The organism is Enterococcus sp. LJL120 (genome assembly GCF_054871765.1).
Genome location: NZ_JBTXLV010000001.1, coordinates 17,079 through 32,855 on the forward strand (window position 1 = coordinate 17,079; position 15,777 = coordinate 32,855).

The following is a 15,777-nucleotide window of genomic DNA, read 5'->3' on the forward strand; positions in this document are numbered from 1 at the left end:
TTAAATGAGTTTACCTTTTTTTAGAAAATCCAGAAGTGGAGGTGATTGCATGAGTCGTGCTGCAGTTCTCAGCAGGAGTAGCACCATTGATAGCCAAATCGATGTGAAATTAAAAAAATTAGGCTATGAAGTTTTTTTTTCGATTGAAATTCTTGATTTATTGTTGAAAAGAAGCAAAGAGGCACAGCGCTTTTTTGAACTTTTTCCGTTAATCATATTCAGTGAAACAGTGCCAGACAAAGAGATTGAACAGATTTTGCGGCAGCGGCAATTCGACCGGACTCGCTTTTTCCGGTGCGATACGAGCTTGCCGACAGAGGAGGAGTTTGCCCAGTGGCAGAAACTTGGTTTAAAAAATTGGTTGCACTCAGAGATTTCCCTAAGTGATTTGCGGGAAAAACTTGCCGAACAAATTACCGTTGTGCTGCAGTCAGAACGGAGCATTCACGAACAAGAGCCGATTGACACGGTTATTCGTTTTTCCTTTGAGAATCGGCTTTCGCCGAAAGAAAAGCAGCTGTATGAAATTCTCAAAGAACAACCGGGCAACTTCATTAATCGCAATGATTTAAGCGAATATATCTGGCAGCGGGAAGGGGACAATTCGACTTTTTCCCAATTGTCTCAGCTTGTGAAAAAGGTCAAATTCAAAATGAAAAAAAGCGGCATTGACCCTGACCTTTTTATGTCCAATTGGCGGGATGGCTACGCTTTGTCAGAAACTTTATTTGATGAAAATTTGGAGATTAGTCAGAGTTCAGACTAGACGGAAACATTTGAAAGGGGGTGCTGTTGTTGGGAACGGCAGAACAATTTTCATGTCTGCTGTTAAGTATCTCTAAATAAAAGGGTTTTTAAATAATTCTAGTGCTACTCCCCTAGCACTAACGAAAGGAGTTGAAACGAGTGAAAAAGAAAAAAATTGGGTTGTTGTTATTGCCCGTTTTAATAGCAGCAATCGTTGGGGGAATTATTTTAGCGCAGACGACAGAGACGAAGGCAGAGCCAACACCTGATGGGTATTTGGCCTTGGAAGATGCCCCTGGTGTTAACTTGATTAATAGTACGACTGGGTTGGCTGATGACGAATTACCACCAGAGTATGGAGCGTATTTTCAATTAAATAAGGATACCAGCTATGAGCCATTGAATGTCACAACTTACGATATGGAAAAAGCAGGTTGGATTTCCACTCCAGGTGAATCTCATAGTTATGTTTTCCAGGCTTCACAATATCCATCTAACGTAGAACGGTCTGTCACTATTCATAATGCTGGATTTTATCAAGGTAGAGCAGTTGATGTTAAGTTAGTTGTAGATAGAGTTACAGGGTATAGAATGACGTTCCATGGCCCATTATACAAAGATAAAGATAATGATGGTAAATATTTGTTTTCAGAAGGGGCAGTATCTGATTTTCCAATTGGGAATTTATTTATGTCTTTTTTACAGACTAGTTTAGGAAAAGGGTATTGGGCTAGTTCTATTAGTCCAGGTGCAACAACTGACTACCATTGGGAGTTTTATGATGCTGAGACGCAATTACCTCTTAATTATAAGGGGTTGTGGAATGCGAGGAATATCAATAATGTTAAGGTCTTTACAGTTGAAAAATCAGATGATGATTTTTCAAATTTCTATGTTCCAAATAACAGTAGAGTTGGGTACGTTCTTAGTGATGGTCTTTTAAAGACTACAGGAGTAGGCGATGATCAATATGAATTGTTTCACACATACTCCTATTCATTTGAGGGAACTACATTAAGTCAAAGCTTTACTAAAGGTCCTCTTCCACCAAATGAAACGTCTGGTGCACTAGGTGTTTACTATGACTCACGGCCAATTAGCCGTATTGGTCATGCACAACCAGCTGTTAGAGGTGTTACCAACAGCGCTACTCACGCAGAATCTGGCTACCAAGATTTGCACTATCAAATTGTTCAAACTGTTTCCAATAATGACATTCAGTTCCGTGACAACAGTTTTGTCATCGACACAACCTTACCATCAACCGATTTTGATGTTGATTTAAGTCGTATCACGGTAACCAATGAAATTTCTGGTGCAGATGTTACCTCTGACTTCGACATATCTGGTTCTGGGCAAAACTTAAGCATCTCACCAAAAGATCCAACATCAGATGAATTCAATGGTAACACTTTTACAATTGATGTTTATGGCACACCAAACAGCAGCTTCGATGTCTTAAATGTTCAAAATGGTTATGTCAATAATTCAGCTAGTGTTGATAACGGGTATATGGTCTTTGATTTGGATGCAACGCAAACGACCTTAACTTATGAAACCGATGCTTTTGGTGAAAAAGTTTATGATTCTATCGTTGATGGCAATGCTAGCCAAGCAAAAACTTTATATGAAGGGATTCCTTCTGCGACACCGAAATCCGGATTGACAATTGAACCTAATGGCGATATCGAAACGGTTTTTGCAAATCCTGGCACAAGCATGTTGGATAATTTAGTAGTTGATACTAACAATGATTCATTTGATGAACCAGTCACGGTCACTTTTGAAACACCATTGCCAAGCACAGCAACTGAAGGGACGATTACTGTCAATTTAACATTGACAACTGCTCGTGGTGTAGAAAGAACGGTTGCAGTACCTGTTCTAGTTGGAGCTAATACGGCTACGTTGACGGCAACTGACAATACTGGACGAACAGATGATTATTACGGTCAAAATTTATCAGATGCGGCTTTTGATGCTTATATTTTAGGCAAAGGAAATCCGGAATTAGCGGTGACTTATCAAGGTACGACTACCAACTATGACTATGCAACGAACCCTGAGTATTTCAGTATTGAAGATTATGGCGGCTTTAACAAGACTTCTGGAGCAGGAACTTACACAATCACGGTTGCTTCTGATGTCAATGCAGGCATTAATGTCGGTGAAAAAGTAACAACAACCTTTGATTTGACAATTACTGACATGACACAGCCAATCGGAACCGGGCGCTGGGGCTTTGCCAATGTTGGTGGTGGCAGTTTCTATACGGATAATCGGACGGACAGTGATTGGCTAAAACAATTTTTAATCAGTTACAGTGATGAAACTACTTCGCCGGAGAATATTTTCGCGCAAGGGGCAATTGCTGACACAGCATTTGATGACCAATTGACAACAACTGGTCGCTTTACCACAACCTCTACCAGTCCTTATGTTGGTAAGTATTACTTAATCAAGTTATACGATGAGGCGGGTAATTCATCGGACAATGTGTTTGTTCCAATGATTGTTCTAGATGATGCCAGCATTGATGCGACAGCTTCTTTAGCTATTGAGTCGGATTTAGCAGCCACTGGCAACATCACTGAATGGAATACCCAAGTGACTAATAACACACTACGGGATTATTTAATCACAAAGTATGACATGAAGGCTTGGGAATTGGATATGACAGCGGACTTAACTAATTTGACACCAGATTCTGATGTCAAAGCGGATGAGTCAAAATTTACTATTGATACTAGCGGAGTTGATGCTAGCAGTTCAATGACCAATATTGCTCAAACAATTACGTTAACGCTGACGGTTGATGGCAGAACGGTCTCTAGAGAAGTTACGATTACTTTTGGCGATGATCAGGCTCCAACGGCTGATCCAGCAAATCAAAGAATCAACATTTTGAATGCAGCTGATTTAGAAGCGATGGATCCAAGAGATTTTGTGACCAATATTCAAGATAATGTGTCGGTACCAGCTGATGTGACAGTGGAATTTGTGGGCACACCAGATTTTGAAACAATTGTTGCGACAACAGGTGACAAAACGATTCAAGTTCGTCTGACGGATGAAGCGGGTAATTCGGCGACTGTCGATGTCACGATTACGGTCTATGACAACCGGATTACGGTGAATTTTATTGATGGCGATAACAAGGTTCTGGAGACTGCCATTCAAATTGCAGGCAGACCAACTGAGCCAATCAATTTAGCAACAAATGCGGAAGTGCTGGCGAAGATTTCCTCAGTGACCAATCAAGGCTATACGTTGGAAACAACTGGCCGACCAAATCCAGAGACGGTGACCTTTACGGAGACGACACAGTCAGTTAACTATCTCTTCTCAGGTATTTTAGCGATTGAATCAGCGCCAAGCTCAATTGATTTTGGCACGATTGTCTTTGATGCAACAGTTCAAAGACGAGACAATCCTAACTTAAACGGAGAAAAATTAGTGATCAGCGATAATCGCGCAAGGGTTGATGGTGGATGGACGTTAACGGCGACTCTTACAAAAGAGATGACCAATGATCAAACAAAGTCTGTCATGTCTAATGCGTTAGTTTACGTTGATGCAAACTTAAAAGAAGTTCCTTTGTCGAAGGAAGCCCAAACCATTGCTGTGAATGCAACAGGTGGGAATCAAGTGATTACCGATAGCTGGGGAACCACAGCTGATAGTGAAGGCTTGAAGCTGATTGCGGATCCTAGCGAAACCACTTTTTCAAATTTGGGCAGTTATAACGGCCAGATTACTTGGACCGTCACAGCAGGACCATAGAAAGGAAGGGGAAAATGAAAAAAATAGGTTCAAAGTTTCTCCTTAGTCTGGTGATCCTGTTTGTGGGTTGTCTAAGTGGTGGAGTGACTGGGTTGGCTACAGATGCTGTTGGAGGACAAGCGACAGTTGATGGGAAAATTACATTTTATGAAACTTCGACAGAAGCACCAGCGACATCTTCAAGTGAAGTTTTGCCAGACACTGGTGGCAAATTACCTCAGACTGGCGAAGTCGTCCGTAATTACAGCCTAATTGGCGGCGGGGTTATTTTGGCCATACTGCTGCTACTCTATTACCGGCGCAAAAAAGAGAAGGAGGCGGACTGATGACAGTTAAATCACGTATTGCTTTAAGCAGTCTGGTTCTTCTCCTTGGAATGAGTATAGGTATTGATAGAGCAGAAGCTGCAAGTCATAGCGTTAATCAAAATGGCTCACTGGAGGTTCAGGATTCTGGAGTAACAAATCCTGTTGACCCTGAATTTCCAGGGGATGATGTCGATCCAGGACCGGGACCATCAACTGATGGTGCACTTAGATTTGATTTCATTTCAAGTCTAGGTTTTGGCCAACATGAGCTGACTACAGAAGATCGTCTATATAACTCATTAGCCCAATTGTTTCATAGCGAGACAAAAGCAAGGGGATATTATGTGCAGATTACTGACGTTCGAGCAGCAGCAACTGGCTGGGAATTACAACTCTCGCAAGATACTCAATTTAACAATGAGGTCATTCAAGAAATGGATGAGCAAAGTCTAAATGGGGCTGTTTTGTCCTTTGATAAAGGCTGGGCAAATTCAGGAGGTATAAGTGACGAGCCGTCTGTGACAAGAGATACGATTGAGATTCAAGAAATCGGCTCAGCATACACGGTAGCGAGCGCTTCTTCCACTCAAGGCAAAGGAACTTGGACCATTGAATTTGGAGCTTCTGAGGAAAATCAAGAGGGTCTTGCTAATACGCTCACTGCTGTTCTTGATGAAACAGGACAAAGCGTTATGGACGCAACGTTCAATAAGCCAGTTTATACAAACTCAGCGATTCAACTGCGAGTTCCTGAGAGTACACGAATCTATCCAGTGCAATACAGTACAAGTTTGACCTGGACATTAACAGCAGGTCCGACAAACTAATACCACTTATCTTTGACAATTTGGGGAAACCCATTTGTAAATAAAAAGGAAACTATAGGAGGAAACAAAATGAAATTAAGAAGTTTATGTGCTACTGCAATGGTAGCAGCTATCGGGGCAACACTTTTGGCACCAGTGGGAGCAAGTGCAGCAGGTACGACTCATTCACTAGATTCAACTGGCCGTGTTATTGTATCTGCTGGTACCTTAGATCCTACTTTGCCAATTGTCGATCCAGAAAAACCTGGTGAAGAAATTGACCCTGGCGGTTTAGTTCCGGGTGTTGATCCAGGCCAATTAGGGATTAAAAATGTTTCGGATTTGAATTTTGGTGAAATCAAAACTGGTCGTGCACAAATTAATAAACCTGCCGCTGCGCAAACAGTCAATCAATTAGTGGCAAATGGGACACCTGTAGAAGTGACTCGTGGGGCAATGGTCGTCTTTGGTGACATCCGAGGTACCAATGCTGGCTATACCGTTCAAGCAGAGTTAACGCAACAATTTACTAGTTATACTACTGACGGAACAGGTGCAGAAGTATTAGGAACTGCGACATTAGATGGAGCTTCTATTTCATTTAACAATGGGATTTTAGAAACAGATTTTGATAATCCAGCTACTGCTGGAACCATGACAAATACTGCTTTTGAATTATCTATGGAAGATACTGTGGCAGGAACTGGTGGTGCAGTGGAAGTTGTCAGAGCAACAAATGGAACTGGTGCTGGTGAATACACGCTTGAATTCGGTCAAAGTGCTAGTTACTCTCAAACGGATGCAAATATTGCGGTTGGGGGGGGGAGCAGACACAGCTGATAAAGCCGTTGTCTTAAATGTTCCGATTGCAACTGCTTCAAGTATGACTGCAGCAAATTATAAAGCATTAGTTACTTGGACAATCGCTTCATTGGCATAATACGAAGCTCAGGTTTGAGTTGAAATTTTAGTAAGTGGTTGTGATATGAGTCAATACAGTAATAGACTTGTGACGCAGCCACTTGCTCTTTGTTAATTCAAAAAAGTGGTACATATTCCTATCAACTAGGAAATACATATAGTGGATGATGGTGACTAAGATGACAAAAAAAGAACATGGTAAAATCAGTTTCGTCAAATTTTTTTTAACTAGCATATTTTTGCTGCTCGCTTTGCCTCTAAATGGATTGGCAACGACAGAAGAAAATAGTGGCACAGCAACTGGTTTCAACTATCAAGTTGATTTTCCAGAAAACCAGACTGATACAAGTCTCGGCTATTATGATTTGATGATGACACCTGGGCAACAACAAACGATTACCTTGACTTTGAGTAACCCCAGTGAGGAATCTGTAACAGTTAATTTGGATTTAAATGGTGCAAAAACTAATAGTAATGGTGTCATAGAATACGCTGCCAATAGTATTGAAAATGACCCTTCTTTGGCCTATGATTTTACGGAAATTGTCTCAGGTCCTGATTCAGTCGAACTAGCAGCTGGTGAAACTAAGCAACTAGAATTAACGATTCAAATGCCGGAAGCTTCATTCGATGGAGTCATTGCGGGAGGACTCGTTATGCAACGGCCAGAAGAAGAAGCCGCTCAATCAGATGATGCCAGTGGTGGTTCTCGTGTGGGTAACCGCTACCGTTATGCTGTGTCCATTTTATTGCGAGAAAGCGATGTAGAGGTTGCCCCAGAGTTGTCATTCAATGAAGCGTTTGCTGAACAGCAAAATTATCGGAATACTATTTTTGTAAATTATTCAAATATCGCCGCTACATATGTAAATGGCTTAACAGTTCAAGCTCAAATTTCAGAGAGTGGCAGTAGTCAGGTGCTGTGGGAATCTCGTAAAACGGGGATGCGAATGGCCCCTAATAGCTTTATGAACTTTCCGATTAGTATGAATGGAGATCGCATGACACCGGGAACTTATACAGCTCATGTAAATGCTTATGTTGGCGATCAAAGTTGGGAATGGACCGAGGAGTTTGAAATTACTCAGGAAGAGGCCGATGAGTTCAATGAGCGAGATGTCGGCTTGGTACAAGACCGAGGATTTGACTGGCAGATCATTGCTATAATAGTTGGCGGCTTTTTAGCTGTTGTACTACTAGGCTTTTTAGTAGTGAGAAGAATCCGCAGACAAAATAAAAAAAATAAAAAAGATAAGCGTAAAAAATGATTATATGCCACGTAAAGATACAGGGGGGACGCAATGACAATTCTGGAATGGGTGATAATGATTGGCATTGCTGCCATGATTATCTTGATTATTTTTATGTTCTATTTTATCCTGCAGTTTCTTTTGAAAAAAAGTAAGCTAAAAAAATTACCCCAGCGATTACCCAAAAATAAAAAGAAGCGCATGAGGTTTTTAAAAGCTCAAAAAAAAATTCAGCAACAAAAAAAAGCTAGTCTTCGAAAAGTAGTGATACTCTTTTTTGCAGCCTTGATTTTCGGCAGTGGGACAGCTTATGGGATATTCTATCAGTCAACTAATCTTTCGTCTGACGATGCGGATTTAGTTGCTCGCTCTTTTTCATTGGTTAGAGAAGTCGAGGAGCAACTTTTATTAGCCGAGAATCAAGAGGAGGAGGAAGATGCTATCAATCGCAATATCCGATATTTATCAACTAGTCTAGCAAGTTATGGAAGCAAGGTAGCTAATTCTTTAAATACAGTAGACGGACAAACAGTTTTGAACCGATATTACGCTTCACTCGGGGAATTGGGCCTTAACTTGACTCGTCAAGCAGCTGATTTTTATGGCAATCCTGAACTAGTCGCTCAGTATTCTAGTGACATCGAACGAGTGATTACTCTGGAAGATGCGGCTTTCGACTACTTCCAAGTAAATAAAGATGCCTTGGAAACCGAAATGAGTGGAGGCAATGAATAAGGCGAAAAAAACAACGAGTCAATCCAAGAATCACCCTAAAAAAAACTCAGCTAGGCGTGAACAAGCCAAAAGACCTGTTAAGGGTAATGACAAAGCAAGCTCTAAAAAGGATACTTTAAAAGCAGGGCAAACAAAAGCTAAAAAAGATACTCAAGGCAAGGCCCAAGTAAAAATAAAAAAAGCAGTTCCGGTCAAGGGCCAAGCTAGGGTTACAAAAAAGCCGCAAATTAAAAGTCAAGTAACAGCTAAAGATACTAGGGCTAAGGTAAGACAAAAAGGAGCTAAACAAGCTAGCCTTAAAAAAAGTCTAGTGAAAACTAGAGAAGAAGCGGCAAAGTTAGCGAAACAACAAAGCGCTGCTGGAAAAGCAGCGTTAACTAAAAAAGATTCCGCCCCCACTAGAATCGAAAAAAAGCCTAATCAGCAAAAGAATTCCGCAACCCCATTGGCTGTCAAAAAAACGACTGCTAAAAAGAGAACTCAGAAACAAAAAAATCAGCAAAATAAAAAACAGCCTCAGCTGATTAGATTTATTATTCATTTTAAAGAGTTGTTGCTTATTTCTGCAGGGACTTTATTGGTTTTTGTTTTGATTGGTTCCTTTTTTATTACTATCACTAGGGTAAATGGCTTCAGCATGATTCCAACTTTACGGGATGGTGATACTGTTGTCGTCCGTAAAACGACTAGCGTGAGGCGAATGGATTTGGTAGTGATTCAGCGGGGGAATACCCAACAAGTTAGACGGGTGATTGGACTGCCGGGTGAGGATATTGCGTATGTTGACGGTGAGCTTTATGTCAATGACAGCATCATCAGCGAGCCCTTTATCATCGATGAAATCAACGAGTCTCTGGCTAACGGCGGAAATTATACAGCAAATTTTCGGCTGGTTGAGATTACTGGCGAAAATAGAATTCCTGATGATTGTTATTTGGTTTTAGGCGATAATCGCTCCTTTGCCAGCGACAGTCGTCAATATGGATTAATTGATAAGGAGCAAATCCTTGGTGTGGTGAAGATGCGCTTGCTGCCGATTAATGATTTGGCTTCGTTTTGATTTATTTTGACTTGTTAATAATTACCTATATAAAGTCTATTACTCGACCTTTGTTTTGAGGTGAGTAATGGGCTTTTTTATTCCAAAAGTCAATATGCAACCACTTCCTTACATCGATGACTTGGCTTCAACGTGTCTAGTTATCTATTTCCTTGGCAGTCACATTTTTTCAAAGATTTCATTGTTTTTCGCCTGACGCACGTCTAATTTTAAAGTTACCAGCCCTCACCAAAAAGCTATCACAGTTAAAATTAGAAAAGCGATGAAGGCTGGTGGTGCAAATTTCCAGATTTGTTGGGCAATTTGCTGACCGATTTTCTGTTCTTGTTGACGGTTATTGATAAAGAGCAGGCTGAAAAATAGCGACCAAAAAAGCCCGTCAGTCCATTTTAAAAAGAACCCATAGCCGATAAAGCTGGCAAAGGTGATCAGACCAGCTACAGCAATAACTTTTAAATCCATTTGCTGCTCCTTTCTCGGTGGTTAAGAGTCCTTCTCTTCAGGCTTCTCATAATTAATTATACTGCCTTTGTAAAAACGAGCAACAGCTAGAATCATCGAGCAGGAAAACGCTAGAAAATTCTTAGAACCAAGCCTTTGTTATTTTCCCCAACTCTAAGCTATACTTATCACGGAGGCTTTTTCTATGACAACAAGCAGATTGGCAATTCTTTCGGATTTACATATGGATATTAATCAGCTGGATGAGATGGATTTGACGATGCTGGCGGATGTGCTGCAGGAGTCGGGGGTGACCCATCTGCATTTGGCGGGGGACACGGCGAATAAAGTGCAGAAGGTTTTGCAGACGGTGGCTTTTATCGAGCAGCACGGAATTACGGTGACCTTTAATTTTGGAAATCATGAAATGCCGGATGTGGCTGAACAGATTGAGGATTATCCGGACCGGCATTTTTTGAATTTAGACTATCAGAATTTAAATGACAAACTGGTTTTGCTGGCCTTTAGCGGCTGGTATGACTATTCTTTTTCGGTGGAAAAGGACCCGCTTAAAAATTTGGCTACTAAAAATCTTTATTGGTACGACCGATTTATCCATCGGGAGGCCGATGATCCGACTATCAATCGGGAAATTTTACGCAAACTGAAATTGGTTCTGGATGACTTAGCTCAACAGCAAAAAGAAGTAATCATTGCGACCCATTTTGTACCGAAAAAAGAATTTATTGTCTATCAGCAAAAGCCTTATGAGCGCTGGAATAGTTTTAATGGCTTTTTAGGCAGCGAAGCAACCGGCGCGCTGTTTGACCAATACAGCAATCTTGAATTGGTGGTCTTTGGTCACACTCATCGCCGTTTTCCCCAACAGGAAATCAATGGCACCCTCTATTCTTGTCAGCCTTTTGGTTATTACTTTGAGTGGCAGATTACCCGCCAGTTTGTGATGAAAAATAACTTGATGCCGGAATTCAATCCGATGAAGCTGCGGAAAATTCTAAAGGATAACCAAACTGAGTTTACCTGCTACCGGCGTTTACACTTAAAAGAAGAGTTCCGTCGGGCGTTAACCTTATGGGATTACTCAATAAATGAATAATCAGCGAGCACTGAAAAAATCCCAAGCTAATGTAGTAATCCCGAAAGTTAGATTTTTAGTCTAACTTTTTGGAATCACTACATTAGCTTTTTTCAGTGCTTTTTTGCTTGTAGACTTTTCAAAGGAGGCTCGCTGATAATAATTTCTACTGATTTATTTAGCTAGTTTGAAATTTTCTTCGATTTTATTTACTTGTTCCTCCATTTTGTTGAGCACATTTTTTATTCATGCTGATTTGGTTAAGGAATTTTTCCCAAAAAGCTTCTCTTTAAGTGAAAAGCGGCTACTAACCGAAAAAATAATTTTTAAATTTTGTCCGATAGATAACACGAAAAAAAAACTCAAAAGCAATTAACTAAAATTTCTTAGCATAAGGAAAAATTGGCAAAAATTATGAGTAGCGTTGAACCCTGTACAAAAAAGAAATTATCGAAAAACGATAATTAGTTATTGTTTTGGATAAATCATTTTAGTATAATTAGAGTTGAGGAGGGGAGCGAGATGGGGATCAAGGGATTTCAAAAGGTGGCTCGGATTCTTTATTGGTTTTTTCTGATTACGTATTTAGTGAAACTTGTGCCGCTAGTTTTTCTAACACTGACGGGAATTATTTTCATGTTTCTTGACGAAGGTGGCGCCTACCTTTACGAACCGGCAACTTACACGTTGTTCACTGCTGATGTTAATTCGTTACAACAGGATAATTTAGCGATGAAGATCATCGACTTCTGCAGTATTTTTCTGTCAAATTTCGCCTTAATTACCTCTTGTTATCTTGGTTCGGAAATTTTTTATAGCTTGTCTCTGGGAGAAACACCTTTTAGTCCCTGGTTTGTACGGAAAATCCGCAACATCAGTTTTTTATTGGTGCTTGAAGGTTTGTACGCTGGCGTACTTTATTCGGTTTTACAAAGTTTAGCAATGCCAAATGGCTATTTGATTACCTTGGGCGTGGGGCCAAGTCTTTTTATCGGCCTGATTATGTACGCAGTAGCAGGTATTATTCAATATGGTATAGAATTGCAAAAACTGTCAGATGACGTAATTTAAAACGAAGCTAGCTGTAATTTAAAGTTGGTTTAAAAGGGGAGAAAATTATGGGAGTGAAAAAATTTCAGAGGATTGCCCTTTGGTTGGAATGGCTGTTATTATTTTTTAGTGGTTTAGAATTGCTATTAATTGTACCAGCAGTCTTGGCATACTTAAAAATTGGCGGAATCACCTTTGGTTTTGAGCCAAAATTTATGCTGATGACGTTTTCTGAGGCCCGCAGTAGTACGGGCGTTGCGGGTGATTCGGAAGTTGGTGTAATACTTGATGCTATTAGCTTAGTTTTACTGTTACTCGTTTATAGTGTTATCTTTTATCAAGGGGCATTAATTTTTCGTGGTTTAGCTGATGGAGATTCACCTTTTACGCAAAAATTTTTGACGAGGTTGAAACGGGTTAGTTATGTTTTAATCGCTTCAAGTTTATTTGCTGGCTACATTCAGCCCTTTTTAACCCGAGTGATTTTGGGGATGCTTCACAATGATTATAATGTAGTTTACGGAATTCAGAGCAGTCTGATTTTTGGCCTGATGCTGTATGTCGGAGCCGGGATTATTCAATATGGCATAGAATTGCAAAAACTGTCAGATGACGTAATTTAAAACGAAGGTAGCTGTAATTTAAAGTTGCATTAAAAGGGGAGAAAATTATGGGAGTAAAAAAATTTCAGAGGATTGCCCGTTGGCTAGGCCGGATTTTCTGCTTTTTCTGTGGTATGCAAATTATTTTTGTCCTTCTGCTTGTTTTAAATATTTTTCACGTAGGGGATGTTTCTTTTGATTTTAATCCACAGTTTTTCATGATTCTGCGGTCAGAGGGCGCTGGGATGAGACTGGGCGGCAGTGGAGCAGAGTTGCAGCACTGGATTGATGGCACCACTGGGCTATGTTTATTTTTAGCGAATAGTTTTGTCTTTTATCAAGGGGGAACCATTTTTCAAGGGCTGGCCAAAGGGGAATCTCCCTTTTCAAAGCAATACTTGCATAAGCTAAAGCTGATTAGTTTTACTTTAATCGGCTCGGGCTTGTTTGCCGGTTTTGTTCATCCTTTTGTGACAAAATTCTTGCAAAATCTCTTTGATCAAGATTATGATATTCTATACGGCTTGGATAGCGGTCTGATTTATGGCTTGATTTTATATGTGGTGGCCGGGGTGATTCATTATGGCATCGAGCTGCAAAAGCTGGCCGAAGATACAGTGTAAGGAGGGGAGCCGCTTGGCAATAGTGATTCGTCTAGATCGAGTGATGGCTGATCGCAAAATTTCTTTGAAGGATTTGGCGGATGAGGTCGGCATCACCAATGTCAATCTCTCCAAATTGAAAACTGGCAAGGCAGTGGCGATTCGTTTTTCAACGTTGGAGGCCATCTGCAGGGCATTGGATTGCCAGCCGGGAGATTTATTGGAATATCAACCAGAGGAAAATTAAAAAGCTGAGTTGCTGAAATTTTCAGGAGGGATGTCCACAATTTCAACAGTTCAGCTTTTTATGTGAAGGTTTATTTGGTTATTCGCCGATAACCTGAAAAATTGGCTTCTAATCCAGCTCCGTCAAAGTCGCTGTTTAAAAAATGGGATTCTCTTGACAGCATCAAATAAGATTCCTTGCAAAAATTAATCTAAAAATTTACAAGAGGCTAGACCTTTCGCCAATCCTCCCGCAGCACACCGTATTTCACTGAATCAAAAAACTCTCCCTGATAATAACGAACTTTGGGAATCTGAGCTTCTAATTTTAAGCCGGATTTCAAGGCTAAATTCATCATACCTGGATTGCCAGACCAAGTTGTGCAGCCAATGTGTTCAATTTCAGGATGCAAATCAAAAAGATAATCCAACCAGATTGGCACGGCCCGCTTGCCGATACCTTTACCCCAAAGACTGCCGTCGTAGAGGACAATCCCAAATTCCAACCAGCGCTGCAACCCGCCATCTTGCCATTGAGCAGTTAGCAGCCCGATTATTTTTCCTCGATAAACAATGACTGCCCGATGGGGATTGCCGACTGAATCCCAGCCAAAGCCGCTGGAAAAATCCTGCCACGTTTCAACGGGGTCGTGAAAATACGGACCGTTAAATTTCATCCATTCCAAATCCGCCTCCGGGCCAAAGGCGATGCTCCAGATTTCTTTTAAGCGTTCCAAGGGAAAGCCAATAATTTCGATTTCACCATCTAAAGTTTTTAATTCCATATAGGTCTTCCTTCGTTTTTTCTTTAATTTTAGCACGAAAAAAGTTTTCCTTTAAGCAAAATTGAACTATTTTCACAAGAAAGGCAAATTTTTTTATTCAAGCGGGCAGATTGTTTCTGGCTGCTAATCAAAAGTGTTAGACTAATAGAGTAAGCAAATCAAGAAAGGATGATTTTGAATGTCAAAAAAAATGTCAGTTTCAACGGTAATTAATGAGGGCGGCCGCGAAGGTGAAAGCAAGTCAGTCACTGGATTCTTGGATGTCAAAACAACTGGAACGAAAAAAGAAGGCTATACCAATCCAGAAGAATTATTTGCCGCAGGATTTGCTGCATGCTTCAACGGCGCAATGGTTTTCCCATTAGAAAGAGACGGCCACGGCGACCTACACCGCAGCGTGCGGGCAGAAGTAGCGTTACTTGGCGACTTGCCTGATTTCAACAGCTTGCACTTGGAAGTCACTTTAATCGGTAAAATCGATGGCCTTTCAAAGGAAGAAACCTTGAAATACATGAAGGAAACAGAAGGCATTTGCCCTTATTCAAAAGCAATTGAAGGCAATGTTAAACTAACCGTCGACGCAGAATAATTTTTTAAAAGTTTAATATTCAAACCTGAGGCAGCTGTCTCAGGTTTTTTATTTTGCCCGAAATTATTGATGCTCAATCCCATTTATTATAGAAAGAAAAATTTTTTCCACTGCCTGTTGATTTTTTCACTGCTAAAGTTGTGTATATAGTGAGGGCTTTTTATTTTCTCGAAAAAGGAGTAAACATCATGCGCAAACTACATTTACAATTTAGAAATGCGGACGGCAGCCGCAAAACCATTATTATTCAGCTTTGCCATCAAAATCTGACCCCTGAAATTGTGCGGCAAGCAATGGCAGATTTGATTGCCCTGAAACTTTTTGAGCGCAACGGCGTACAGCTTTATACAGAAATTATCGGGGCAAAGTATGTGGAGACGAAGGTGACGTGGCTTTTTGATGACTTTTCCCGAAAAGAAGTAGCGAGAGCGCAGCAGTCGCATCAGACAGCGACTGCACCGGAAAATATGCTTGAAGAGCCAGCCGGTCATCTTTTCAATGGCCAAGAAAACTGGTCAGTGCAGGAAGTCTTTTGGCAATTGAGACAAACATTTGAGCGCTTTTTTACAAGGGCGAAAAAAAGCGAAAAGTTGGTTTATTTACAGCAATTCTCTTCAGGCGCTTGGGCCTTAGCGCCTTGATGTCAAAATGATGTTTACTGCAAAAAAAATTCAGCCTAGGCTTCTTATTTGAGCTGCTGTTTTGAGGCAGCAGCTAAGGCACTCCATCTTCACAGAAGGACTTTACTGCAAAGCAAGGGAGTTTGGGCTCAGTTCA

Annotated in this window: 17 protein-coding genes; 15 read left to right on the plus strand and 2 right to left on the minus strand. The window is 40.7% G+C overall.

Annotation, left to right across the window (positions count from 1 at the left end):
• Positions 1–49 precede the first annotated feature (49 nt).
• The 8 genes from ACYSNU_RS00100 (at position 50) to lepB (ending at position 9,610) form a co-directional block, all read left to right on the plus strand.
• Complete coding sequence (locus ACYSNU_RS00100; RefSeq protein ID WP_461735224.1) at positions 50–766, plus strand: winged helix-turn-helix domain-containing protein; 717 nt, start codon at positions 50–52, stop codon at positions 764–766.
• A 140-nt stretch (positions 767–906) separates the two neighbouring features.
• Positions 907–4,530, plus strand: a complete 3,624-nt coding sequence (locus ACYSNU_RS00105; protein WP_461735226.1) for a mucin-binding protein — start codon at positions 907–909, stop codon at positions 4,528–4,530.
• 14 nt (positions 4,531–4,544) lie between these two features.
• Entirely contained in the window at positions 4,545–4,856 is a 312-nt protein-coding gene (locus tag ACYSNU_RS00110; RefSeq protein WP_461735227.1) for an LPXTG cell wall anchor domain-containing protein, read from the plus strand.
• A complete protein-coding gene (locus tag ACYSNU_RS00115) occupies positions 4,856–5,665 on the plus strand; it encodes a WxL domain-containing protein (RefSeq protein WP_461735228.1) in 810 nt (269 codons plus the stop codon). Before ACYSNU_RS00110 ends, ACYSNU_RS00115 begins: the two co-directional genes overlap by 1 nt.
• Positions 5,666–5,734: 69 nt before the next feature.
• Entirely contained in the window at positions 5,735–6,484 is a 750-nt protein-coding gene (locus ACYSNU_RS00120; RefSeq protein WP_461735229.1) for a WxL domain-containing protein, read from the plus strand.
• Between the two features lie 260 nt (positions 6,485–6,744).
• Positions 6,745–7,833: a DUF916 and DUF3324 domain-containing protein gene (locus tag ACYSNU_RS00125; RefSeq protein ID WP_461735230.1), complete on the plus strand. Its 1,089-nt coding sequence runs from the start codon at positions 6,745–6,747 to the stop codon at positions 7,831–7,833.
• A gap of 33 nt (positions 7,834–7,866) precedes the next feature.
• A complete protein-coding gene (locus tag ACYSNU_RS00130; RefSeq protein ID WP_461735231.1) occupies positions 7,867–8,550 on the plus strand; it encodes a hypothetical protein in 684 nt (227 codons plus the stop codon).
• Positions 8,543–9,610, plus strand: a complete 1,068-nt coding sequence (gene lepB, locus ACYSNU_RS00135; RefSeq protein ID WP_461735232.1) for a signal peptidase I — start codon at positions 8,543–8,545, stop codon at positions 9,608–9,610. The genes ACYSNU_RS00130 and lepB overlap by 8 nt, the downstream gene beginning before the upstream one ends.
• Before the next feature lie 225 nt (positions 9,611–9,835).
• Here the strand turns inward: lepB and ACYSNU_RS00140 are convergent, their stop codons facing one another.
• Positions 9,836–10,072, minus strand: a complete 237-nt coding sequence (locus ACYSNU_RS00140; protein ID WP_461735233.1) for a hypothetical protein — start codon at positions 10,070–10,072, stop codon at positions 9,836–9,838.
• A gap of 184 nt (positions 10,073–10,256) precedes the next feature.
• Between ACYSNU_RS00140 and ACYSNU_RS00145 the strand changes: the two genes are divergently transcribed.
• From ACYSNU_RS00145 to ACYSNU_RS00165, 5 genes are all read left to right on the plus strand, one after another.
• The gene (locus ACYSNU_RS00145) at positions 10,257–11,168 is read left to right on the plus strand and encodes a metallophosphoesterase (RefSeq protein ID WP_461735234.1); all 912 of its coding nucleotides are present in this window, start codon (positions 10,257–10,259) and stop codon (positions 11,166–11,168) included.
• A gap of 501 nt (positions 11,169–11,669) precedes the next feature.
• Positions 11,670–12,218, plus strand: a complete 549-nt coding sequence (locus ACYSNU_RS00150) for a hypothetical protein (protein ID WP_461735235.1) — start codon at positions 11,670–11,672, stop codon at positions 12,216–12,218.
• Between the two features lie 47 nt (positions 12,219–12,265).
• Positions 12,266–12,820: a hypothetical protein gene (locus ACYSNU_RS00155; RefSeq protein WP_461735236.1), complete on the plus strand. Its 555-nt coding sequence runs from the start codon at positions 12,266–12,268 to the stop codon at positions 12,818–12,820.
• A gap of 47 nt (positions 12,821–12,867) precedes the next feature.
• Positions 12,868–13,422: a hypothetical protein gene (locus ACYSNU_RS00160; RefSeq protein WP_461735237.1), complete on the plus strand. Its 555-nt coding sequence runs from the start codon at positions 12,868–12,870 to the stop codon at positions 13,420–13,422.
• Positions 13,423–13,435: 13 nt separating this feature from the next.
• Positions 13,436–13,648, plus strand: a complete 213-nt coding sequence (locus ACYSNU_RS00165; protein WP_265456038.1) for a helix-turn-helix domain-containing protein — start codon at positions 13,436–13,438, stop codon at positions 13,646–13,648.
• A gap of 208 nt (positions 13,649–13,856) precedes the next feature.
• On the opposite strand, the gene ACYSNU_RS00170 is transcribed toward ACYSNU_RS00165, so the two are convergent.
• Positions 13,857–14,411 (minus strand): GNAT family N-acetyltransferase, encoded by a 555-nt coding sequence (locus ACYSNU_RS00170; protein WP_461735238.1) that lies wholly within the window; start codon positions 14,409–14,411, stop codon positions 13,857–13,859.
• A gap of 178 nt (positions 14,412–14,589) precedes the next feature.
• Between ACYSNU_RS00170 and ACYSNU_RS00175 the strand changes: the two genes are divergently transcribed.
• Together ACYSNU_RS00175 and ACYSNU_RS00180 are read left to right on the plus strand one after the other, a co-directional pair.
• The gene (locus ACYSNU_RS00175) at positions 14,590–15,000 is read left to right on the plus strand and encodes an Ohr family peroxiredoxin (protein ID WP_265456036.1); all 411 of its coding nucleotides are present in this window, start codon (positions 14,590–14,592) and stop codon (positions 14,998–15,000) included.
• 188 nt (positions 15,001–15,188) lie between these two features.
• Complete coding sequence (locus ACYSNU_RS00180; RefSeq protein WP_461735239.1) at positions 15,189–15,641, plus strand: DUF2922 domain-containing protein; 453 nt, start codon at positions 15,189–15,191, stop codon at positions 15,639–15,641.
• Positions 15,642–15,777 lie beyond the last annotated feature (136 nt).

Excerpts from the sequence above, each read along its gene's own strand:
- ACYSNU_RS00100 (WP_461735224.1), top strand. The coding sequence starts at position 50 with ATGAGTCGTGCTGCAGTTCTCAGCAGGAGTAGCACCATTGATAGCCAA.
- ACYSNU_RS00110 (WP_461735227.1), top strand. The coding sequence starts at position 4,545 with ATGAAAAAAATAGGTTCAAAGTTTCTCCTTAGTCTGGTGATCCTGTTT.
- ACYSNU_RS00115 (WP_461735228.1), top strand. The coding sequence starts at position 4,856 with ATGACAGTTAAATCACGTATTGCTTTAAGCAGTCTGGTTCTTCTCCTT.
- ACYSNU_RS00120 (WP_461735229.1), top strand. The coding sequence starts at position 5,735 with ATGAAATTAAGAAGTTTATGTGCTACTGCAATGGTAGCAGCTATCGGG.
- ACYSNU_RS00125 (WP_461735230.1), top strand. The coding sequence starts at position 6,745 with ATGACAAAAAAAGAACATGGTAAAATCAGTTTCGTCAAATTTTTTTTA.
- ACYSNU_RS00130 (WP_461735231.1), top strand. The coding sequence starts at position 7,867 with ATGACAATTCTGGAATGGGTGATAATGATTGGCATTGCTGCCATGATT.
- lepB (WP_461735232.1), top strand. The coding sequence starts at position 8,543 with ATGAATAAGGCGAAAAAAACAACGAGTCAATCCAAGAATCACCCTAAA.
- ACYSNU_RS00140 (WP_461735233.1), bottom strand. The coding sequence starts at position 10,072 with ATGGATTTAAAAGTTATTGCTGTAGCTGGTCTGATCACCTTTGCCAGC.
- ACYSNU_RS00145 (WP_461735234.1), top strand. The coding sequence starts at position 10,257 with ATGACAACAAGCAGATTGGCAATTCTTTCGGATTTACATATGGATATT.
- ACYSNU_RS00150 (WP_461735235.1), top strand. The coding sequence starts at position 11,670 with ATGGGGATCAAGGGATTTCAAAAGGTGGCTCGGATTCTTTATTGGTTT.
- ACYSNU_RS00155 (WP_461735236.1), top strand. The coding sequence starts at position 12,266 with ATGGGAGTGAAAAAATTTCAGAGGATTGCCCTTTGGTTGGAATGGCTG.
- ACYSNU_RS00160 (WP_461735237.1), top strand. The coding sequence starts at position 12,868 with ATGGGAGTAAAAAAATTTCAGAGGATTGCCCGTTGGCTAGGCCGGATT.
- ACYSNU_RS00170 (WP_461735238.1), bottom strand. The coding sequence starts at position 14,411 with ATGGAATTAAAAACTTTAGATGGTGAAATCGAAATTATTGGCTTTCCC.
- ACYSNU_RS00175 (WP_265456036.1), top strand. The coding sequence starts at position 14,590 with ATGTCAAAAAAAATGTCAGTTTCAACGGTAATTAATGAGGGCGGCCGC.
- ACYSNU_RS00180 (WP_461735239.1), top strand. The coding sequence starts at position 15,189 with ATGCGCAAACTACATTTACAATTTAGAAATGCGGACGGCAGCCGCAAA.